Source organism: Xanthomonas arboricola pv. juglandis (assembly GCF_905367715.1).
Lineage (GTDB): Bacteria > Pseudomonadota > Gammaproteobacteria > Xanthomonadales > Xanthomonadaceae > Xanthomonas > Xanthomonas arboricola.
In genome coordinates, this window is sequence record NZ_HG999362.1 from 2,025,578 (window position 1) to 2,046,141 (window position 20,564).

Consider the following 20,564-nt stretch of genomic DNA (forward strand, 5'->3'; position numbering starts at 1 on the left):
TCTGCCCGGCGATGCGCCTGCCTGGGATGCCTTGGTGGCGTCCTCGCGCAATGGCAACGTGTTGCATCGGCGCGGCTACATGGACTATCACGCCGACCGCTTCGTGGACGCATCGTTGCTGATCGAGCGCGGTGGCGAGGTGGCGGCGGTATTGCCGGCGAATGTGGAGGGCGACTGTGTCAGCAGCCACGCCGGCCTGACCTATGCGGGCCTGCTGTCGTCCACGGCCCTGCGCGCGGGTGCGACCTTGCAGGTGTTCGAACAGATCGCCGCGCACTATCGCGCGCGTGGCGTGCGCGAGCTTGTGTACAAGCCGGTGCCGCATATCTTTCACGCATATCCGGCCGAAGAAGACCTGTATGCCCTGCATCGCGTAGGCGCGCAGCTGTACCGGCGCGATCTGTCCTCGGCGATCGCATTGCGCGAGCCATTTGCGTTCAGCGCCGAACGTCGACGCTCGCTGGGCAAGGCGCGCAAGGCCGGTATGCAGATCCAGGTCGGCACCCGACTCGATGAATTTCATGCCCTGCTGACCGAGGTGTTGCAGCGCCACCACGTGGCGCCGACCCATCGGCTGGACGAGCTGCAATTGCTGCAACGCCGGTTTCCGCAGCAGATCGTGCTGCATGAGGCGCGAGCCGAGGGGGAGCTGTTGGCGGCAGCGCTGGTGCTGGATTTCGGTCGCAGTGTGCATACCCAGTATCTGGCGGTGTCCGCGCGCGGTCGCCAGCTGGATGCACTGAGCCTGCTGCTGGCCGAGCTGATCACCCAGGTGTATGAGCAGCGCCATTACTTCAGCTTCGGTATCTCGACCGAGCAGGCCGGCCAGGTGCTCAACGACGGTCTGGTCGAACAAAAAGAACGTTTCGGCGCACGCGCCGTGGTACAGGATTTTTATCGGTGGATGCTGTAATGGATGTGCCGTTCTTGGATTTGCGCGCGGTCAATGCGCGGTATGCGGAGGAGCTGAAGCTGGCTGCGGCGCGGGTGATCGATGCCGGCTGGTATGTGCTTGGTCAGGAGCTGGCCGCCTTCGAGGAAGAATTCGCCAGCTACTGCGGCGCCGCGCAGACGGTGGGTGTGGGTAACGGGCTGGATGCGTTGTCGCTGATCCTGCGCGGCTATCGCGAGCTGGGCGTATTGCGCGAGGGCGACGAAATCATCGTGCCCGCCAATACCTTCATCGCCACCTTTCTTGCGATCAGTCAGAACCACCTGGTGCTGGTACCGGTGGAGCCGGACCCTGCGACCTTCAACATCGACCCGGCCAGCGTGGAGAAGGCGATCGGCCCGCGCACGCGGGCCATCATGGCGGTGCATCTGTACGGGCAGTTGGTGGATGTGGCGGCACTACAGACGCTGGCGCATCGCTACGGGCTGCTGCTGATCGAAGATGCCGCGCAGGCGCATGGTGCCAGTGCGAACGGGCGACGTGCCGGCGCCTTTGGCGATGCGGCAGCGTTCAGTTTTTTCCCGACCAAGAACCTGGGCGCACTCGGCGACGGCGGCGCAATAGTGACCTCGGATGCGCGCCTGGCCGAGCGCATCCGTGCGCTGCGCAACTACGGTTCGCAGGTGAAGTATCACCATCTCTGCCAGGGCGTGAATTCGCGGCTGGACGAGATGCAGGCGGCGTTCCTGCGGGTCAAGCTGGGCTATCTGGACGATGAGATCGCCCGTCGCCGCGCAGTGGCGCAACGCTACCTGCACGGCATCGACAATCCCCTGATCACGCTGCCGACGGTGGTGGCCGAAGCGCAGCACGTCTGGCATCTGTTCGTGGTGCGCAGCGCCCAGCGCGATGCCTTGCAGGCGCATCTGCTGCGCTCGGGCATCCATACCCAGATCCATTACCCGGTGCCGCCGCATCGGCAGCCGGCCTACACCACCTTGGGCGATGCCTGCCTGCCGGTGAGCGAGCGGCTGCACCGTGAAGTGCTGAGCCTGCCGATGGGGCCGGCGCTGGACGATGCGTCGGTTGCGCGCGTGATTGCAGCATGCCAGTCGTTTGGCGCCCCCGCATGAATGTCGTGCGCAGCAGCGCCTACACCGGCGTTGCGACGCTGGCCAAGCTGCTGGCCGCGCTGGTGGTGGTGAAAGTGGTGGCGGTCTACGCCGGCCCGCAGGGGGTCGGCCGGCTGGGCCAGTTCCTCAATCTGATGTCGGTGCTGGCGGTGCTGGCAGGCGGCGGCATCAGTGCCGGCATCGTCAAGTACGTGGCCGAGTACCGCGACGACGCGGCTGCGCTGGCACGTCTGCTCAGCGCGGCGCTGTGGTACGCGTTCTGCGCGGCCTGCGTGATGGCGGCACTGGCGTTGCTGTTCAGTGGCGCCATCGCCGAGCGCCTGCTCGGCGATGCGGCGTACCGGCCGCTGATCTGCGTGGTGGCGGTGGCGCAGCTGGGCATCGCACTGGTCAACTACATCCTGGCGGTGATCAACGGCTTCATGGACGTGCGCCGCCTGGCATTCGTGCAGGTCAGCGGTGCGGTGCTGAGCACGGTACTGGTGGCATGGCTGTCCAGCCGGACACAGCTGCAGGGCGCCTTGCTGGCGCTGGTACTGGGTCAGGTGCTGTGGTTGCTGGCCGGCGTGCCGGCGCTGCGGCGCAGCGGTTATTTTCGACGCGAGATGTTGCGCATGCGCTTCGATGCGCAGATGACGCGCAGGCTGGCGACGTTCTCGGTGATGACGCTGACCTCCACGCTGGTGCCGCAGCTGGTGGCCATGCTGGTGCGCGACCATCTGGCGCTGCAGTTCGGCTGGCAGCAGGTGGGGTACTGGCAGGCGGTGAGCCGGGTGTCGGATGCGTATCTGCTGTTCTTCACGACCGCGATCAACGTGTATTACCTGCCCAAGCTGGCATCGCTGCAGGAGCGCGCAGCGCTCGGGCGCGAGCTGCGTGCCGCGTATCGCCATGTGCTGCCGGCGGTGATCGTGATGGCGCTGGGCGTCTACCTGTGTCGCGATTGGCTGACCTGGCTGCTGTTCGACGCCCGGTTTGCCCAGGCCACCCCGCTGTATGCCCCGCAGCTGCTGGGCGATGTGATCAAGATCGCCGCCTTCGTGCTGTCGTACGTGATGCTGGCCAAGGCGATGACGCGGCTGTTCGTGATCTCCGAATGCGTGTTTGCCGCCAGCTATCTGGCGCTGGTGTATCTGTTCACCGCGCAATGGGGGCTGATCGGTGCGATGTATGCCTTCGTCGCCAACTACGTGCTGTATCTGCTGTTCAATATCGTGGTGGTGCGGCGCTATCTGGTGCAGCCGGCATGAGCGATTCCACCCAACCCCTCGGGCGTGCACGCTGGCCGCTGGTATCGGTGCTGATCCCGGCCTTCAACCACGAACGCTTCGTGCAACGCTGTCTGGACAGCGTGCTGGAGGACCCGTACCCGTGCAAGGAACTGGTCATCATCGACGATGGTTCCAGCGATGCGACCGGCGAGAAGATTGCGCAGTGGATCGCCAGCCATGGCCACCGGCTGCCGGTGCAGTTCGTGCAGCGCGCCAATCGCGGGGTGGCGGCCACACTCAACGAGCTGGCGCTGCGTGCGCGCGGCGAGTACCTGCGGCTGGGCGCAAGCGATGATTATCTGCTGGCCGGCGGGCTGGATGCACAGGTGCGCTACCTGCGTGCGCATCCGCAGAAACTGGCGGTGATCGGCGATGCCTGTGTGGTCGACCAGCATGGGCAGCTGCTGCACGGTAGCGCCATGCGCGACCTGCATCGGGTGGATGTGGACCTGTACCGCTCCGCGTCCGGCATCCGCCGCGCGGTGATCCAGCAGTGGGCGGTCGGCGGCGCGGTGGCGCTGCTGCGCCGCAGTGCCTTCGATGCGCGCGCCGGCTGGGACGAGTCGTTGCGGATCGAAGACTGGGATTTTTTCCTGCGTCTGGCCGCGCGTGATGCGCTGGGTTTTGTCGACGTGCCGGTGTGCGCGTACCGGTTGCATGGCCACAATCTCAGCAAAACCGTGGACGTGCGCGCGCGCATCGCCAACCTGAGCGAGTCGCGTCAGGTGGCACGGCGCTGTGCGGAATTGTTCGATGCGCCCGAGCGCAGCCTGCTGCACGCGCAGTCGCACTACATCGCCGCAAAGGTGGCGTTCCTGCAGCGCCGGCCGCACCGGGTTATCGGGCATCTGCTCGCCTATGCCTGGATGTCGCTGCCGGCCAGGTGGCGACCCAGGTCGGCGCGCAGCACGGTGAAATCGGCATGAGCACGCTGCTACGCCGGCCGGCGACTTATCTAGCACTGCCGATGCTGCTCAGTTGCGCGCTGACGCTTCTGACTTACAGCTTGCCCGGCGACTATGCGGACGGCATCGCGCTGCTGGCCGCCGCCGCCGCCGCGACCTGCGTGCTGGATGCCGTGCTGCGCGTGCAGTTGCCTGCGGTGGAGCGCTTTCGCGCCTACCGTTACGCCGGCACCCGTGATGCGTTCCTGGTGATGACGCTGGCGGCGGTGGTGACGCTGTTCTGCATCGTGGATGTGGCGCTGTTTCCGATTCCGCTGTTCAGCGATCCGTCCTCGTATGCGACCTTGAGTCCGCTGCGCGCGCATGTGCGGCACATCTCCAACATGTGCTGGATCCTGCCGCCGATCGCGCTGCTGTGCGTGCGCCATCGCGGGCTGCGCGCGGCGATGCTGACACTGGGGTTCGTGTTTCCGATCGTGGTGATCGACCGCAACCGCATCTTTGCCGGGCTGTTTTCGTTCGTGCTGGTGATGCTGTTGCGCCGCGATCCGGCACGTCGCCTGCCGTGGAAGACCATCGGCCTGCTGGTGCTGGCCGGTGGCGGAGTGTTTTCCATCCTCGGCGCACTGCGTTCCGGCTCGCTGGTCACGGTCGCCTTGCCATTCAGTGCCTTGTATCGCGCCATGCCGCAGGGCGTGCAGTGGTTGCTGCTGTACATCAGCGCCGGGCCGTACAACTTCGGCGCAATCCTGGCCAAGGGCTATGTCAACGCCAGTTTCCTAGTCAATCAGCTGGTGCCGTTCAGTGGCTCGATCGCCACCGCCGGCACCAGCATTCCGCTGGACGCGCCCAACATCAATGTGGGGACCGAATTCTTCCCGTTCCTGATGGCCTGGGGCGCGCCGGGTGCGTTGCTGGCGCTGCTGACGTTGTATGCAGGGCTGGTGTGGAGCGTGCGCCTGCTCAACCGCTCGCTGTCGATCTTCCATGTGCTGATCTTCCTGCGCATCGCGTATGCCTGCCTGATGTCGCCGTTCGCGCCGCAGGCCTTCACCTGGACCAATTTCGGCTTCATCGCGCTGTGCCTGGTGTTGCATGCCTGCACGGTGCTGTTGCCTACCCGCAATGCCGTACCCACCGCTGCTGCGTAATGCGCGGCCGCTTCGCTTCACCCTGTTCCAGAGCCGGTGCACCATGACTCAACACGACGATATCTATCTGATCGACCTGTGGCGCATCCTGCGCCGCGAATGGCGCTGGGCGCTGGCCGCACTGCTGGTGGTGCTTGCATTGACCTTTGCCTTTACCCGCCTGGCCAGGCCGCAGTGGGAAGCCACCGCCTGGATCCAGGTCGGCGAGATCGGCCCCACGCCGGCCGGGCGCGACCCCAAGGTCGAACCGTTCCAGCGCGTGATCGACCGCATGAAGACGCGGCTGTTCCAGGATGCGGTGCTGCGCCAGGCCGGCGTGCCGCTGAAAAGCCGCGCTGCGCAGCTGTACCGCGGCAGCCTCAAACCGGACCCGGACCCGTATGCCAATCTGATCGGGGTGACCATCCGGGCCGAATCGTCGGCGCAGGCGCGCAAGCTGGCGATGGCGACGGTGAGCGCCTTGCAGGGCCTGCACGGCGACACCAATGCCGTGGCGCTCGCACTGGCGCGTACACGCCTGCAAGGCCTCACCGGCGATCTGCGCGCGGCAATCCGCAACCGCGATCAGTTGCAGCAGCAGGTGCAGGCCGGGCAGGGCACCGCTGCGGCCACGCCGGTCCAGGTTCTGGCAGGCGTGCTGTTGACCGACAGCAACACCACCGTGCGCGCATTGAAGAGCGAACGCGACGATCTGATTGCCCGGCTGACCACGCGCTACACCTACCAGACCTCGCTGGCATGGCCGTTGTACGTGCCCGAGCAGCAGGCGTTTCCCAATGCCGTCACCGCCTGGGCCGCCGGCCTGCTCGGCGGGGCGGGGCTGGCGGTGCTGGCGGCGGTGTTGCGCAATGCATGGCGTCGCCGCACGGTGGCCGCCCCGCGCGCCGCCGGCTGATCTGCGCAGCGCCGTGCGGCACGCTGCGCAAGGCTGCCCACGCTGCAACCAAACCGCCGGCGCGAGGCACTCACCGGTCAATCAAGCGATTGCCGCGTTGGCGGTATCGCGTCTGGAGAGTGTCGTGAGAACAGCTGGATCGGTGTGGGAGGCTGCGCATGTCGGTGGCCAATGAGCATGCGGCGCGCGGTGGCACGGTGGCCCCGGAGCGCTTGCTGGAAACGCAACGCGCGTTCGACAGCGTTGCGCCCGACTACGACGGCCCACGCGGCAACAACGCGTTGATCCAGCGCATGCGCACCACCTTGTGGGACACCGTCGCGGCCGAGCTGCCGGTGGGCTCGCATCTGGTGGACCTGGGTTGCGGTACCGGCCTGGATGCCGGCGAATTCGCACGTCGCGGTTACCACGTGCTGGCCACCGACTGGTCGCCGGCGATGGTCGAGCGCACCCGCCATCGCGCGGCAGCGCAGGGCCTGCAAGAGCGCCTGAGCGCGGCCCATGTCGGCATCCAGCAGCTCGACCAGCTGCAGGGCAGCTTCGACGGCATGTATTCCAACTTCGGCCCACTCAACTGCGCGCCGGATCTGCCGGCGGTGGCGGCCGAATGCGCGCGTCTGCTGCGCGCCGATGGCTGCCTGGTGTTCTCGGTGATCGGGCGCATCTGCCCCTGGGAAATCGGCCATTACAGCGTGCGCGGGCGGTTCAAACGCGCCGCGGTGCGGGCCGCGCGCGGGGTCACCGCGGTGGGCATGAACGGCCACACCATCTGGACCTGGTACCACCTGCCGCGCGAGTTCTACCGCGCCTTCGCCAAGCATTTCGTCCTGGACCGCTATCGCGCGTTGAGCCTGTTCCTGCCGCCGCCGTACCTGGTGGATTTTTGCGAACGGCATCCGCGCCTGTCCGCGCGCCTGGGCCAGTGCGACGACCGGCTGGGCGGCCTGCCGTTGCTGCGCGACATGGGCGACCACTTCCTGATCGTGATGCGCAAGCGCTGAGTGGAGACGCCGATGTCCATGGCCGATGTCTGTCTGCAGGGCGCGCGCTCGATCACCTTGGCCGGCCCCTCGCGCGCGCCGCTGACCATCCGCGCGGGGCGCTTCGGCGGCACGCTCGGCACGCGCAGCCTGCGCCTGGACCTGCAGGGGCATGTGCTGGCGCCCGGCCTGATCAATGCGCACGATCATCTGCAGGTCAACTGCGTGCCGCCGCTGCCGCAGGGCGCGGCGTTTCCCAACAGCTATGCGTGGATCGAGGCATTCCAGGCGCATTTCCAGCATCCCGAGGTGGCCGCGGCCCTGCGTGTGCCCAAGGCGGTGCGTTTGCGTCACGGTGGACTAAAGAATCTGCTGGCCGGCGTCACCTGCGTGGCGCAGCACGACCCGTGGCATGCCACCCTGGAAGAGGCCAGCTTTCCGGTTGGCCTGCTGCGTGAGTTCGGCTGGAGCTATGCGCTGGGATGGACCGGCTACGGTCCACCGGTGCAGGGCAGCTTTGCCGCCACCTCGCCCGAGCACCCCTGGATGATCCACCTGGCCGAAGGCACCGACGCGGTGGCGGCCGCCGAGCTGGAGGAACTGGATCGGCTCGGTTGCCTGGCCTCCAACAGCGTGCTGATCCACGGCGTGGGCATGGGCGAGTGCGACATCGAGCGGGTGATCGCATGCGGCGCGGCGGTGGTGTGGTGCCCGTCGAGCAATCTTGCGCTGCTGGGTCGCACGCTCGACCCCTGGCGCCTGTGCATGGCGGGCCGGCTTGCGTTGGGCAACGATTCGCGCGTCAGCGGTTCGCGCGATCTGCTGGAAGAACTGCGCATTGCCTCCAGCAGCGGGCTGGCCGCGGATCTATTGCTCGGCCTGGTCACCCATCAGTCGGCGCGCATCCTGCGCATGGCCACGCGTGGACGCCTGGCGCCGGGGGCGGCGGCCGATCTGGTGATCGTGCGCGACCGCGGTGGCGACCCGGCCGACAGCGTGGTGGGCTGCACACGCAGCGACCTGCGTGCGGTGATACGCGATGGCGTCCCGCGCATCGCCGACCCGGATTTTGCCGACTGGTTCGACGCTGCAGGCGTCTCGACCGTGCCGGTGCTGCTGGATGGCCGCCCCAAGCTGCTCGATGCCACGCTGGCCGATCCGGCGGTGCTGGCACTGGAACCGGGCCTGCAGCGCGTGGCGCTGACAGCGCACCGGCCCGGCGTGGCCATGGCCACCAGCGGTGCGCTGTCGTGAGCGCAGTGCCGACGCTGGAGCCGGCAGCGGCGTATGCGCTGTGGGCGCAGGCGTATCCGCCGCATGCGCACAACCCGGTGATGCTGGCCGAGGAACGCGCCATGCTCGCGCTGATGCCGAGCGTGTTGCAGGGCCAGCACGTGCTGGACGCCGGCTGCGGCAGTGGCCGCTACATGCTGCATGCCTTGCGGCGCGGCGCGCTGCAGGTCACCGGCGTGGATCTGTCGCCGCAGATGCTGCAGCGTGCGCACGCCGAGCTGTCGCAGCACTGGCCAGCGGCGCGTATGCGCCTGCAACAGGGCAGCCTGGAGCAGTTGCCGCTGGACGATGCGGTGGCCGATCTCAGCGTCTGCGGCCTGGTGGTCGGCCATCTGCAGCGGCTATGGCCGGCGCTGGAAGAACTGCATCGGGTCACCCGCGTCGGCGGCATCGTGCTGTGCAGCGATGTGCATCCGATCGGCCATGCGCTGGGCTGGCGGCGCGACTTCAAGGCCGATGGCCGGCAGTACGCGGTGCGGCATACGCAACATCTCTACAGCCATTGGCATGCGGCCTGTGCGGCGCTGGGGATGGAAATCGAAGCAGTGGCCGAGCCGATGCTGGACCCGGCCGACATCGCGCCCGGTGCACGGTTCGATCAGGCCGCGCTGCAGGTGCCGGTCGCGCTGGTGTTGCGGCTGCGGCGCATCGCGTGAGCAACGTGGCGGCCATGCTGGCATGTGCCTGCAGCACCTCGGCCGCGGGCAAGCCTTGCCGTTTGCGCGCCGCGCGCTGCGCGGCACGTGGCCCGATCGCGCTTGCAGGCCGTGCAATCCGGGCGCGGTCGCTGTCATGAGCTTGCGGGTGGCGCAACTCAATCTGGTGCCGACGCCGGCCGGCCTGACGGCGGAGCAGGTGTTCGCGCAATGGCCATCGCTGGCCGATATCGCCGAGGCCGTCGCCAGCGCCGGGGTGCGCGTGGCGGTGGTCCAGGCCTCTGCACTGAACCTGCGGCTCACCCGCCAGGGCGTGGACTACCGCTTCGTCGAGCTGGGTGCGCGCGGCAGTGCGCAGCGCGCAGCGCTGCTTGCGGCGACGCTGCGCGAGATCGGCGCCGATGTGGTCCATGTCCACGGTCTGGAATTTGCCGGCGATGCACGCCGTCTCGCCCGCCTGCTGCCGCATACGCCGATCCTGCTGCAGGATCACGCCAATCGCCCGCCGCGCTGGTGGGCCCGGAGTGTGTGGCGGCGTCGCTACGCTGCCGCCGCCGGGATCGCGTTCACCTCGCAGGACATGGCGCAGCCGTTCGCACAGGCGCGCCTGTTCAAGGCCAGGACGCAGCTGTTTGCGATTCCCGAATCGAGCAGCCGCTTCTCGCCGGGCGATCGCCTGCAGGCACGCGAGCACACCCGCCTGCAGGGCGACCCCTGCGTGTTGTGGGTCGGGCATCTGAGCGCGGCCAAGGATCCGCTGTGCGTGCTCGACGCCATCGCCCTGGCCGCGCGCGTGTTGCCGGGGCTGCGGCTGTGGTGCGTGTTCGACCAGGCGCCGTTGCTGGAGCAGGTACAGCAGCGCCTGCGCGCCGATCCGTCGCTGGCGCGCTGCGTGCAGTTGCTGGGCAAGGTGCCGCATGCGCGCGTGGAAACGCTGCTGCGTGCCTGCGACCTGTTCGTCTCCGCCAGCCATGCGGAGAGCTGCGGTTACGCGGCTGTGGAAGCCTATGCCTGCGGCACCTTGCCGCTCTTGACCGATATCCCGGCCTTTCGTGCGCTCAGCGATGGCGGCGCAGTCGGCGCGTTGTGGCCGGTGGGCGATGCCTCGGCCCTGGCGGAACTGCTGTTGCGGGTCTTCCGGCAACGCCCCGACCGCGCACAGGTACGCGCGCATTTCGATGCACGGCTGTCGTTTGCCGCGGTGGGGCAACGCTGGAAGCATGCGTATACCCAATTGCTGGCCGCCGCGCCAGGGCGGGCCGCATGAAACTGGCCCTGGTGGTCCCAGGCGGCGTCGACCGCAGCGGCGAGGTCCGCGTGATCCCGGTGTTCCTGACCCTGATCGAATGGCTGGCGCGCCATCACCAGGTGCATGTGTTCGTGCTGCACCAGGAGCCGCTGCCCGGTACCTGGGCATTGCGCGGCGCCACCGTGCACAACATCGGCGCCAGGCGCACCCGCACGCGCGCGATCGCCGCCATCGCCAGCGAACACCGGCGTGCCCCCTTCGATGTGATCCAGGCAATCTTTTCCGGCTATTGCAGCCTGATCGCGGTCGCCGCGGCAAGGCTGTTGCGTCGTCCAAGCGTGGTGCATATCGCCGGTGGCGAACTCGTCGCATTGCATGGCATCGGCTACGGCGGCCGGCAGCGTTGGCGCGGGCGCCTGCGCGAAGCGGTGATCCTGCGCCTGGCTGATCGCGTCACCGCGGCCAGTGCGCCCATCCTGGAGTTGCTGCTGGCGCTCGGCATCCACGCGCAGCGGGTGCCGCTGGGCGTGGATCTGCGGGCCTGGCCACCGGCGGCGCCACGTGCACGCAGCGGCGGCATCGCCCGCTTGCTGCATGTGGCCAGCCTCAATCCGGTCAAGGACCAGACCACCTTGCTGCAGGCAATGGCGGCGCTCAAACGCGCCGGTGTCGCCTTTACCCTGGACATGGTCGGCGTCGATACGCTGGATGGCGCCATGCAGCGCCTGGTGCACCAGCTGGACCTGGGCGGGCAGGTGCGTTTTCTTGGTTTCAAGACCCAGCGCGAGTTGCGCCCGATCATGCAAACGGCCGACCTGCTGGTGCTGTCGTCCTTGCACGAGGCCGGCCCGCTGGTGCTACTGGAAGCGGCGGTCGCCGGCGTGCCCACCGTCGGCACCGCAGTCGGGCATCTGGTCGAGTGGGCACCGGTGTGTGCGCTCGCTGTGCCGCCGGGCGACTGGGCCGGGCTGGCAGAAGCCGTCCGCCAGGTCTTGGCCGACGACGAGCTGCGCCTGCGCCTGGCCTGGGCGGCGCAATGCCGTGCGGTACGCGAGGACGCGGCGTTGACCACGCGGTTGTTCGAGCAGCTGTATCGGCAACTGTGCGAGGCGCGGCCGCTGCGCTGACTGCGCTCGCAAGGGACGCAGCCTGCATCAGCCGCCATGCAATACGCGCGGTGCAGCAACGAGGCTGCCAGGCCAAACGTGGTGACATCCTCGCAAGGGCGATCGGTTGAAGAAGCGGCAGCCTGTGCACGCCTGCTGCAGTCCTGGAATGGCCAACAAGACGTCGCGAGCGGCAGATGGATGGATGTGGACGGCGCGCTCGGAATCGGACTGTGCGGCTGATACCTGCCGCCTCAGGGCATCGGCCTCGCCGGTGCAGCAGTGAGCGCAGCAGCGTTGTCAGCCGCGCTCAGACTGGCTGCAGATAGCCGTCCAGCGCTGCACGCACCACATACAGCATGTCGGTGCGCGGCACCGGCCGGGTCAGGCGCGTCATCACCCGGCGCAGCTGGGTCTGCCGCACCCACGGCTGGTCCTGAAGCCACAATTGGGTCTGCAGCATGTCGGCACGTTCCTTGCGGCTCTCGGCCGACGGCACCACCCGGTTGCGCAGGTACTGCCGCGCTTCGCCCAGCGAGCGTGACCACTCGATGCCGGGCAGGGCCGACAACCACAGGTTGGAACACGAGGCGGTGGTCAGGGTCTGGCGGGCCGCACGCATGCGCAGCAGGCGCGGGCAATCGGCCTGCAGCCGCGCCATCACCGCCGGCGGCACCACGCTGCGGTAATAACGTTGCAACAGCAGCAGCGGTGGCAACGCCCACCACGGTGCCATGGCCGGGTCGTCCCACAACTGTTCCCAGTCGCGCGGGCCCATGCGCGTGGCCAGCAATGCCAGGTCATGCAGATGCATCAGGCGGATGCTGCGCTGGCAGATGCCGCCGGCCGCATGCAGCAGCAGATGGCACATCAGCGCGCCGACCGACGGGTAGGGATTCAATCCCGGCTGCGGACGCTCCGGCAGGATGCGCGCGGTGATGTCCACGCTGCTCAGCGGCAGGCGTTCCTGGATGCGGGTATGCAGCTCGAGATTGATCGGCGCATCGCGATGCTCCCCCAACCCTGCGACCGCCTCGCCCTGCAGCGGCTTGAACACCTGGTGCTTCCATTGTTCGAAGGAGGCCACGTAACCCAGCTCGCACAACAGCGCCGCCGCCGCGGGCGCATCCTCCGGCGCCACCAGCAGATCGATATCGGCCATCGGGCGATCGCCGGGCAGATAGACGCCGAGCCGATGCAAGGCGGTGCCCTTGAGACCGACCAGGGCGATGCCCGCCGCACGCGCTGCCGCGTCGATGCGTGTCAGCAGCAGCGCGATGCGCCGATGGCGGTCTTCGACATGGCTGCGTTGGTCGTGCAGGAACGCTGTCCAGTCGACCTCCTGCCACAGCGAACGGCGTTGCAGCAGCGGCGACACCCCATGCGCGGCCGCCGCGGCCGCGGCCAGCTGCCATTGCAGCCGGTCCCACTGCGGCACTGCCTCGCCGGGCTGTGCCAATTCCCGGGCCAGCCGTTCGGTGGCCGTCTGCAGGCCGTGCTTGATGGTGCGAAGGGAAGGCTGCATGCGGCGGAGATTCCGAGAAAGGCAACGTGGGGTCGGGAAGCGAGGTCGGCGGGTTGTGCGTCAGCCGACCAGCACGCTGGCCAACCGGCGTGGTTGATGTGCGGCAGCGCCGCCAAGCGGCTCGGTGCGATGTTGCTGTTCGCTGGCGATCAAGGCGGACCAGCGTGCTTCCAACGTGTCCGAGGCCTGTGCAAAGGCATCGGCGCCTAGCGTGGCGCGCGCCTGCTGCAGGTCCACCTGCGTATGCAGCAGATCGCGCACGCTGCGGTAGAACTCCGAGTCGTACGCGCCATGGAACATCATCGCCAGGTCGTCGCTGTCCTGCCAATGGGTCTTGCCGCCCAGCTGGTTTTTCACTTCTTCGTAGAACTTGGTGCCGGGCAGCGGGTAGGACACGCTGACGCCGATGATGTCCGGATTGGCCTGCGTCACCAGTGCGCGCGTGGCCAGGATGTCGTCGAGTTCTTCGCCCAGGTAGCCGAGTTGAATGAAGAAGCCCACGCGGATCCCGTGCGCACCCAGGCGCCGGCGTGCGGCGATGACCTCGCCAACCTCGGTGCCCTTGGTCATTTTGTCCAGGATGCGCTGGCTACCGCTTTCGGCACCCAGCCAGGCCTCGGCGCAGCCGGCGCGTGCCAGCGCAGCAGCCATACGCTCGCTGGCCAGGTCGGCACGGGTCTGGATGGTGAACGGGATCGCGCCATCGGCATCGCTCAGGCGCTGCGCAAAGGTTTCCACCCAATCGATATGGAAGCCGAAGATGTCATCGGCCATCCAGAGGTGATCGGGCTGGAAGCTGCGCTTGAGATGGATCATCTCGGCAGCCACGTCTTCCGCATCGCGGCGCTTGTAGTGATTGCCCCAGATCGGTTTGGCGCACCAGTTGCAGCGGAACGGGCAACCGCGCGAGGCGGCCATGTTGAGGCTGAAATAGCCGTGCCGTTGCCGCCAGAACCGCTGATAGCGCGGCATGTCGACCAGGTCCCAGGCCGGCAGGCCGCTCAGGCGCGCGTCCGGCGGTTGTGCGCCACGATGCACGTGTGCTGCAGCAGATGAGCTGACGGCGATACGTGCAACGCCCGCGAGCCAGGCGTCTGTATCGATAATGGGATCTTCTTCGACGCGCGCCACCAGTTCGAGCAGTGGCGCGATGCCTTCGCCGATCAACACCGCATGCGCGCCGGCAGCCAGAAACACATCCGGGTTGTCGGATGCATCCGATCCTGCCACCAGCACGCGGCAGCCGGCCGCGCGCGCTTGCGCAATCATCTGGCAGGCCGCCTCGCGCATGCGGCTCAGGCACATCTTGGTGAGGAAGTTGAAGTTGTCTTCGTAGAACACCACCAGGTCAGGCTGCGCAGCGTGCAAGGCGCCGGTGTAGTCCTGCACGTCGTCGGCCAGCATCGCGTCGAACAGGCTCAGTGCATGGCCACGCTCGCGCAATAACGCGGCAACCTGCAGCGTCGCCAGCGGTGGATACGGCTTGCCGCGCTCCCATTGCTTGGGGTCGTAACGCAGGAAATACGAATGACTGACCTGGATCTTTAGCATCTGCACAAGGCTCTCGTTCTGTCGCCAGGTGCGCGCAGCAGCGGCGTGCGCAGGCACCGGCATTCGGCTCGGCAGTAGGTGCGGATGGAGGTGGCTTTGGTTGCGCCGATCGGCATGCCGTTGTTGGCGTGCATTGGGCACGCGTGCCGATGCGGATGCGGCAACCTTTCTGGTGCCGTTCGGCACACACCGGCTGATCGATGCAACGGGTGGAAGGGCATGCCGCAGTCGGCTGCGTTGGCGCAATTGATGCCGGTGTGCGATGACGCACGCACTGGCACGCCGGATACGGCGGCAGTGGCAGCAGATCCGTTCGGCGAACATCGGCCGCGTCGGCAGTGCGTGCGCCGGCAGATCCTCGGCGCACTGTTCCACTTCGAAAGCGACAGCGACGCGCTGCTGGCATTGGTGGACCTGGCCTACGCGGGCCTGCCTGCGCATCGCCTGCCGGGTGCGCCGGAATTCCATATCACGCTGGATCTGGTGGCGCGTGGTCACGCGTCTTCGAGCGCACAGCCGCCACGGGTGCGCACCCATGCCAGCGGCGGATTGCTGTGCGGCGTCATGGATGCCTGCAATTACCTGATGTTGTCGGTGCCCGCGCGCCGCGCCATGCTGGTGGTTTCCGACGACATGCTCGCCCACGCCTACCACGTGCGTTACGAGCTGATCGAATTTTCGGTGTTCCTGCTGGCGGCGCGCGGCATGGGCCTGGTGCCGTTGCATGGCGCCTGCGTGGGCCGGCAGGGACGCTGTGTGCTGTTGCTCGGCGCCAGTGGCGCCGGCAAATCGACCCTGGCGCTGCACAGCCTGCTGCATGGCCTGGATTTCATCGCCGAAGACGGCGTGTTCGTGGCGCCGGAGAGTCTCCTCACCACCGGTGTTGCCAACTTCCTGCATCTGCGTGCCGACGCGCTGGATTTGGTCGACGCGGACACCCGCGCGTGGATCAACGCATCGCCAACCATCCGCCGCCGCAGCGGTGTGGAAAAGTTCGAGATCGACATCCGCCACGGCCGTGCGCAACTGGCGCGCGCGCCCTTGCAGCTGTGTGCGGTGGTGATGCTGTCGGCAATGCCAGCGAGCGATCCCGCGCAGCCATTGCTGGCAATGCCCGCCGAACGCATCGCCGCTTGCCTGGCAGACGATCAGCCGTATGCGGCCGGGCAACCGGGCTGGCAGCGCTTTGTCCAACAGGTACAGCGCATCGGCATGTTCACCCTGCGCCGCGGGGCGCATCCCCAGGCCGCGCTGGACGCGCTGCTGCAGGTGTTGCGGTGAGCGCGCCGGCAGCGCGGCAGCGGTGCGTCCCCTGCCGGGCCGACGCCATGCCGTATTCCACCGTGAGCGTCAGGCGTGACTGAGATACGCGCGGCTGCAGATCGCAAACCCATGCGTGCGCTGTGGCGCGATTTCGTCGGCACGCTGGTGCCGGCGGATGTGTCGACCATCGCGCTCTATGTCGGCTTGTCGCTGCTGGCCGCACTGGCCGGCAGCCTGGTCGCGGTCAGTTTGGTGCCGCTGGTGCAGCCTGGTCATGCCGTCCGCCTGGCCGGCTACGCGCTGGCGTTACCGGCTGGTCTGGCAATGCAGGTGGCGCTGTTTGCCGGTGTCAGCCTGGTGTTTGCCGCACTGCGCTGGCATGGCGCACGGCTGGCCGCACGGCTGACCAGCCGCTACGCGATCGGGTTGCGGCAGCGCGTGCATGCGGCGTTGATCGATGCGCCGCTGCCGGCGCTGTCCGGTGCCAGCTCGGCGGAAATCGCCAATGTGCTGACCTACAACATCGAGATCGCCACCCAGGGTTTCAGTGCCACCTTGCAGCTGCTGGTGGCCGGAATGACCGCACTGGTGAGCATCTGCATCGCGGTCATGATCGCCCCCGCGTTGCTGATGGCCACGCCGCTGCTGCTGGCACTGGCGTGGCTGGGCTTGCGCATCTCCAGCAGCGACACCCAGGCGCGCATCAGCCGCGATTACGTGGCCGACATGACGCAGCTGTTCTGGCTGAGCGAAGATTTCCCGCGGCGCCTGCGGCATGTACGTTCGTTCCAGCGCGAAGCATTGGAAACCCTCCATTACGAGCGCATTTCCGCTCGATTGGGGCAGGGCTACGCGCAGCAGCAGGCGCTGGTGGCGGGCAGCCGGCTGATGCTCGAAGCCACCGCAGTGGCTGCCATCGCCGGCATCCTGGTGCTGGCCAACCTGTGGCAGGGCGCGGACCGCGCTGCGTTGATCACCGTCAGCCTGCTGCTCGGGCGCCTGCTGCCGTATCTGGTCAGCACCCGCCAGAGCGTGCAGCAACTGCGCTCGGCGTGGCCGGCGTTGCAGCTGTGGCGGCGCTATGTGGCGCTGGGCACGACGCGTCCACCGGCGTCGGCCGCACCGGCACAACCGTTGCCGGCCGCCCTGCATCTCGAACACATCGGCCTGGCACCGCCGTTGCCCAGGCTCGCTCTCGATCCGCTGCTGTTGCTGCCCGGCGAGCTGACCTTGGTCGTCGGTCCCTCCGGCATCGGCAAGAGCAGTCTGATGGACGTGCTCTCGGGTCAGACCCCGCCTGCGCAGTTCACCGCGCACATGGCCGGGCGCCGGCTGGATTTCGCCGCGTATCGCGCCCTGGTGCTGCATGGCGCCTACCTGGGCCAGGGGGTGCGGCCGTGGCAGCGCACGATCCGCGCCTGTCTGGACTGGGCATTGCCCGGCACCAGCGATGCACGCATGTGGCAGGTGCTGACCGACGTCGGATTGGGCGCCCGTCTGCAGCGCGACGGGCAAGGCCTGGACAGCCCGATCAACGGCCCGGATGGGCGCCTGTCCGGTGGTGAAGCGCAGCGCCTGCTGCTGGCGCAGGTGCTGTTGCGCAAGCCGACCCTGGCGGTGCTGGACGAGGCCACCAGCGCACTGGATGCAGAGGCCGAACAGCAGGTGTTGTGCATGCTGCGGCAACGCCTGCCGCAGACCGTGCTGGTGGTGGTCTCGCATCGCACCAGCCTGGCCGCAGTGGCCGATCGCACGATTGTCTTGGGCATTGCAGTGGCGGCGCAGACCGCTGCCCACGCCGATGCGGTTGCAAGCTCAGACGCGTGATGTCACGTGGCGTGCTCGCGTCGGCGACGCGATCAGCCGGCTATCTCTTCCAGCGCCCGATTGCGCGTGCGCGGGCCCAATAGCGCAATCACGCTGGCCACGATCGACATGCTGATCACGATAAAGGCCAGCACGCCATGGCTGCCGACCTGGGCGAGCAGCCAACCGATCAGCACGCTGCTCACCGCCGTGGAAAGACGGCTGAAGGAATAGCAAAAGCCCACCGCCCGCGCGCGCAAGGCGGTGGCGAACAGCTCGGCCTGATAGCCGTGATAGGCAAAGCTCATCCAGGCATTGCAGAACGCGATCATCGCCCCGCACAGCACCATGCCGAGCGCCTGATGCTGCAGCGAAAACAGCACGCCGAACAGCACCGCGCCCAGGGCCGATGCGGTGATCTGCCATTTGTTCTCCCAGCGCTGCGCAAAGCGCAGCAACAGCAGCGGCGCCAGCGGGTAGGCCAGCGAAATCGCAAAGGAATAGGCCAGGCTCTTTGTCACGCCGGTGCCTTGCGCCGAGATCAGTGCCGGCAACCAGTTGCCGAAGCCGAAGAAGCCGATCGCCTGAAAGATATGGAATACCACCAGCATGCCGATGCGCCCGCGATACGGCGCACGCCACAGCATCGCGGTCTGCATGTCGCTGGCCGGCGAGGGGGCAACCGGCTGCGGTGCGGCCAGGGGCGCGCCCAGATCGCGCGCGCAGCGCGCTTCGAGCTGGGTCAAGACCGCATCGGCTTCGGCATGGCGTCCCTGCGCCGCCAGCCAGCGGGCCGATTCCGGCAACCGGCTGCGCAGCCACCAGATCGCCAGCGCAAATACCCCGCTCAGCAGCACCACCCAGCGCCAGCCACTCACCCCCAGCGGTGCATGCGGCACCAGCAGCCAGGCGGTCAGCGCCACCACAGGCACCGCCAGAAACTGCACGAAGAATGCAAACGCGAATGCGGCACTGCGCATATGCCGCGGCACCAGCTCGGACAGATACGTGTCGATGGTGACCAGCTCGATGCCCAGGCCGATCCCGACCACCAAGCGCAGCACGATGACCCCGGTGGCGGTGTGCTGCAGGCCCATCGCCACGGTCGCGGCGGTGTACCAGATCAGGGCGAAGGTGAATACCGGACGGCGCCCGAAGCGGTCGGCGAACGGACTCAGCAGGGCCGCGCCGACGAACAGGCCCAGAAACGTCGCCGCCGCAAACGCGGCTTGGTCGGACATGCCGAACGCGCCATCGGCAGCGCTGGCAAAGATGCCGTCGCGGATCAGCCCCGGGCTGATGTAGGCGGTCTGGAACAGGTCGTACAACTCGAAAAATCCACCCAGCGCGAGCAGGCCGACCAGCCGCCACAGCGTGGCGCTGGCCGGCAGCCGGTCGATCCGCGCGGCGATGTGCAGGGTGGCGGAAGCGGGGTCGAGCGGAGCGGTCGAAGCCATTGTCATGCAGGCGCTGCCAGTGCGGTGTCCATCATAGCTAGCAGCCCTGTCACCCGGCGCCCGTACTTCGCAGCCAGGCAACTGCATTCGCAGGCGATTCGACGAGCGCCAGACACCAACGGCCATCGCGCACAGCGTGAAGCCCCTCTCTCCGAGGCGAATGCATGGCTTGCGCGCCATTGCCGCGCCTGCGTTGCAGCACCCGTCCAGCGAGGCGCGGGCCTGGGCCTGGGCACGGAGCGGGACAGTGGCCAGCTGCAGGTCCTCCCGTTGTTTGACCACTGGAATGCTGTAATCCCCCCAGCGCCACCTGGGCAGGTGGCAAAGCCGCCTGGCCAGCCCCATCTTTTACACATCACTCATTCCCCGGAGTCATCCGATGACGCCCATTTCCGTGCTCGACCTGGCGCCGGTCTGCGAAGGCAGCGACACCACCCATGCCTTCGCCAACATGCTCGATCTGGCCCAGCACGCCGAGCGCTGGGGCTACCAGCGTTACTGGCTGGCCGAGCACCACAACATGCCGGGCATCGCCAGCGCCGCCACCGCGGTGCTGATCGGCCATGTCGCCGGTGGCACCAAGACCATCCGCGTCGGCGCCGGCGGCATCATGCTGCCCAACCATGCGCCGCTGCAGGTGGCCGAACAGTTTGGCACGCTGGCCTCGCTGTATCCGCAGCGCATCGACCTGGGCCTGGGCCGCGCGCCCGGCACCGACCAGCCGACCGCGCGCGCCCTGCGCCGCTATTTCGACAGCGCCGACCATTTCCCGCAGGACGTGGCCGAGCTGCTGCGCTACTTCGCGCCGGTGGTGCCGGGGCAGCTGGTGCAGGCAGTGCCGGGGGGCGGTCTCGACGTGCCGGTGTGGCTGCTGGGTTCCAGCCTGTTCAGTGCGCGGCTGGCCGCGGCGATGGGCTTGTCGTTCGCGTTCGCCTCGCATTTCGCGCCCGACGCGATGGACGAGGCGGTGGCGATCTACCGCCGCGAGTTCCGTCCGTCCGCGCAGTTGGCCAAGCCGCATGTGATGCTGGCCTTGAATGTGGTGGCTGCAGAGACCGAAGCGCAGGCACGCCGCCTGTTCACCACCCAGCAGCAGAGCTTCGTCAACCTGCGTCGCGGCAAGCCGGGCAAGATTCCCGCGCCGATCGACGACATCGACAGCTTCTGGCAGCCGCACGAGCGTGCCGGCGTGGAGCGAGCGTTGGCGTGCACGGTGCTGGGCGATGCCGAGCAGATCGCGCAGGGCGTGGCCGAGTTCATCGAGCGCCACACCCCGGACGAACTGCTGTTCACCGCCAACATCTACGACCATGCTGCGCGTTTGCGTTCGTTCGAAATCGCCGCCATGGCCTGCCGCGAGCTGGACGTGACTCCTGCGTGATTCACGTCGCTTTGCGCGGCGATCCGCTCAGATGCATGCACCTCCATTGG

17 protein-coding genes and 1 other RNA gene are annotated in these 20,564 nt (G+C 67.7%); 14 read left to right on the plus strand and 4 right to left on the minus strand.

Annotated features, from left to right (window positions below):
• Window position 1: 1 nt before the first annotated feature.
• From KHN93_RS08830 to KHN93_RS08880, 11 genes are all read left to right on the plus strand, one after another.
• Window positions 2-913 carry a GNAT family N-acetyltransferase gene (locus KHN93_RS08830; RefSeq protein WP_212579624.1) on the plus strand — a complete coding sequence of 304 codons (912 nt, stop codon included), beginning with the start codon at window positions 2-4 and terminating at the stop codon, window positions 911-913.
• Window positions 913-2,025 (plus strand): DegT/DnrJ/EryC1/StrS family aminotransferase, encoded by a 1,113-nt coding sequence (locus KHN93_RS08835; RefSeq protein WP_212579405.1) that lies wholly within the window; start codon window positions 913-915, stop codon window positions 2,023-2,025. The genes KHN93_RS08830 and KHN93_RS08835 overlap by 1 nt, the downstream gene beginning before the upstream one ends.
• A complete protein-coding gene (locus tag KHN93_RS08840; protein ID WP_212579406.1) occupies window positions 2,022-3,275 on the plus strand; it encodes an O-antigen translocase in 1,254 nt (417 codons plus the stop codon). Before KHN93_RS08835 ends, KHN93_RS08840 begins: the two co-directional genes overlap by 4 nt.
• Window positions 3,272-4,222, plus strand: coding sequence for a glycosyltransferase (locus tag KHN93_RS08845; RefSeq protein ID WP_212579407.1), 951 nt, complete (start codon window positions 3,272-3,274; stop codon window positions 4,220-4,222). Before KHN93_RS08840 ends, KHN93_RS08845 begins: the two co-directional genes overlap by 4 nt.
• Window positions 4,219-5,352, plus strand: coding sequence for a hypothetical protein (locus KHN93_RS08850; protein ID WP_212579408.1), 1,134 nt, complete (start codon window positions 4,219-4,221; stop codon window positions 5,350-5,352). The genes KHN93_RS08845 and KHN93_RS08850 overlap by 4 nt, the downstream gene beginning before the upstream one ends.
• A gap of 43 nt (window positions 5,353-5,395) precedes the next feature.
• The gene (locus KHN93_RS08855) at window positions 5,396-6,247 is read left to right on the plus strand and encodes a Wzz/FepE/Etk N-terminal domain-containing protein (protein WP_212579409.1); all 852 of its coding nucleotides are present in this window, start codon (window positions 5,396-5,398) and stop codon (window positions 6,245-6,247) included.
• 158 nt (window positions 6,248-6,405) lie between these two features.
• Entirely contained in the window at window positions 6,406-7,248 is an 843-nt protein-coding gene (locus KHN93_RS08860; protein ID WP_212579410.1) for a class I SAM-dependent methyltransferase, read from the plus strand.
• Window positions 7,249-7,260: 12 nt separating this feature from the next.
• On the plus strand, window positions 7,261-8,481 hold the full coding sequence (locus KHN93_RS08865; RefSeq protein ID WP_212579411.1) for an amidohydrolase family protein: 1,221 nt from the start codon (window positions 7,261-7,263) through the stop codon (window positions 8,479-8,481).
• Entirely contained in the window at window positions 8,478-9,176 is a 699-nt protein-coding gene (locus KHN93_RS08870; RefSeq protein WP_039520767.1) for a class I SAM-dependent methyltransferase, read from the plus strand. Before KHN93_RS08865 ends, KHN93_RS08870 begins: the two co-directional genes overlap by 4 nt.
• A 136-nt stretch (window positions 9,177-9,312) precedes the next feature.
• Window positions 9,313-10,443, plus strand: coding sequence for a glycosyltransferase family 4 protein (locus KHN93_RS08875; RefSeq protein WP_212579412.1), 1,131 nt, complete (start codon window positions 9,313-9,315; stop codon window positions 10,441-10,443).
• Window positions 10,440-11,552 carry a glycosyltransferase family 4 protein gene (locus KHN93_RS08880; protein WP_212579413.1) on the plus strand — a complete coding sequence of 371 codons (1,113 nt, stop codon included), beginning with the start codon at window positions 10,440-10,442 and terminating at the stop codon, window positions 11,550-11,552. Before KHN93_RS08875 ends, KHN93_RS08880 begins: the two co-directional genes overlap by 4 nt.
• Before the next feature lie 150 nt (window positions 11,553-11,702).
• On the opposite strand, the gene KHN93_RS08885 is transcribed toward KHN93_RS08880, so the two are convergent.
• The 3 genes from KHN93_RS08885 to KHN93_RS08895 all read right to left on the minus strand — a co-directional run bounded on the left by KHN93_RS08885 (window position 11,703) and on the right by KHN93_RS08895 (window position 14,670).
• A non-coding RNA gene (locus KHN93_RS08885) (sX9 sRNA) lies at window positions 11,703-11,779 on the minus strand.
• 62 nt (window positions 11,780-11,841) lie between these two features.
• Complete coding sequence (locus tag KHN93_RS08890) at window positions 11,842-13,056, minus strand: nucleotidyltransferase family protein (protein ID WP_104559223.1); 1,215 nt, start codon at window positions 13,054-13,056, stop codon at window positions 11,842-11,844.
• A 60-nt stretch (window positions 13,057-13,116) separates the two neighbouring features.
• Complete coding sequence (locus KHN93_RS08895; protein WP_212579414.1) at window positions 13,117-14,670, minus strand: B12-binding domain-containing radical SAM protein; 1,554 nt, start codon at window positions 14,668-14,670, stop codon at window positions 13,117-13,119.
• Between the two features lie 156 nt (window positions 14,671-14,826).
• Here KHN93_RS08895 and KHN93_RS08900 point away from each other — a divergent pair, with 156 nt between their 5' ends.
• Both KHN93_RS08900 and KHN93_RS08905 read left to right on the plus strand, forming a co-directional pair.
• Window positions 14,827-15,888: a phosphoenolpyruvate carboxykinase (ATP) gene (locus tag KHN93_RS08900; RefSeq protein ID WP_212579415.1), complete on the plus strand. Its 1,062-nt coding sequence runs from the start codon at window positions 14,827-14,829 to the stop codon at window positions 15,886-15,888.
• A 111-nt stretch (window positions 15,889-15,999) separates the two neighbouring features.
• A complete protein-coding gene (locus KHN93_RS08905) occupies window positions 16,000-17,697 on the plus strand; it encodes an ABC transporter ATP-binding protein (RefSeq protein WP_212579416.1) in 1,698 nt (565 codons plus the stop codon).
• A 32-nt stretch (window positions 17,698-17,729) separates the two neighbouring features.
• Here KHN93_RS08905 and KHN93_RS08910 read toward each other — a convergent pair whose 3' ends face one another.
• A complete protein-coding gene (locus tag KHN93_RS08910) occupies window positions 17,730-19,139 on the minus strand; it encodes an MFS transporter (protein WP_024939557.1) in 1,410 nt (469 codons plus the stop codon).
• Between the two features lie 373 nt (window positions 19,140-19,512).
• On the opposite strand from KHN93_RS08910, the gene KHN93_RS08915 reads away from it, so the two are divergent.
• Window positions 19,513-20,514 (plus strand): LLM class flavin-dependent oxidoreductase, encoded by a 1,002-nt coding sequence (locus KHN93_RS08915; RefSeq protein ID WP_016902070.1) that lies wholly within the window; start codon window positions 19,513-19,515, stop codon window positions 20,512-20,514.
• Window positions 20,515-20,564 lie beyond the last annotated feature (50 nt).

Coding starts and splice junctions, on each gene's coding strand:
- KHN93_RS08835 (WP_212579405.1), top strand. CDS start 913: ATGGATGTGCCGTTCTTGGATTTGCGCGCGGTCAATGCGCGGTATGCG.
- KHN93_RS08840 (WP_212579406.1), top strand. CDS start 2,022: ATGAATGTCGTGCGCAGCAGCGCCTACACCGGCGTTGCGACGCTGGCC.
- KHN93_RS08845 (WP_212579407.1), top strand. CDS start 3,272: ATGAGCGATTCCACCCAACCCCTCGGGCGTGCACGCTGGCCGCTGGTA.
- KHN93_RS08850 (WP_212579408.1), top strand. CDS start 4,219: ATGAGCACGCTGCTACGCCGGCCGGCGACTTATCTAGCACTGCCGATG.
- KHN93_RS08855 (WP_212579409.1), top strand. CDS start 5,396: ATGACTCAACACGACGATATCTATCTGATCGACCTGTGGCGCATCCTG.
- KHN93_RS08860 (WP_212579410.1), top strand. CDS start 6,406: ATGTCGGTGGCCAATGAGCATGCGGCGCGCGGTGGCACGGTGGCCCCG.
- KHN93_RS08865 (WP_212579411.1), top strand. CDS start 7,261: ATGTCCATGGCCGATGTCTGTCTGCAGGGCGCGCGCTCGATCACCTTG.
- KHN93_RS08875 (WP_212579412.1), top strand. CDS start 9,313: ATGAGCTTGCGGGTGGCGCAACTCAATCTGGTGCCGACGCCGGCCGGC.
- KHN93_RS08880 (WP_212579413.1), top strand. CDS start 10,440: ATGAAACTGGCCCTGGTGGTCCCAGGCGGCGTCGACCGCAGCGGCGAG.
- KHN93_RS08890 (WP_104559223.1), bottom strand. CDS start 13,056: ATGCAGCCTTCCCTTCGCACCATCAAGCACGGCCTGCAGACGGCCACC.
- KHN93_RS08895 (WP_212579414.1), bottom strand. CDS start 14,670: ATGCCGGTGCCTGCGCACGCCGCTGCTGCGCGCACCTGGCGACAGAAC.
- KHN93_RS08900 (WP_212579415.1), top strand. CDS start 14,827: ATGCCGCAGTCGGCTGCGTTGGCGCAATTGATGCCGGTGTGCGATGAC.
- KHN93_RS08905 (WP_212579416.1), top strand. CDS start 16,000: ATGCGTGCGCTGTGGCGCGATTTCGTCGGCACGCTGGTGCCGGCGGAT.
- KHN93_RS08910 (WP_024939557.1), bottom strand. CDS start 19,139: ATGACAATGGCTTCGACCGCTCCGCTCGACCCCGCTTCCGCCACCCTG.
- KHN93_RS08915 (WP_016902070.1), top strand. CDS start 19,513: ATGACGCCCATTTCCGTGCTCGACCTGGCGCCGGTCTGCGAAGGCAGC.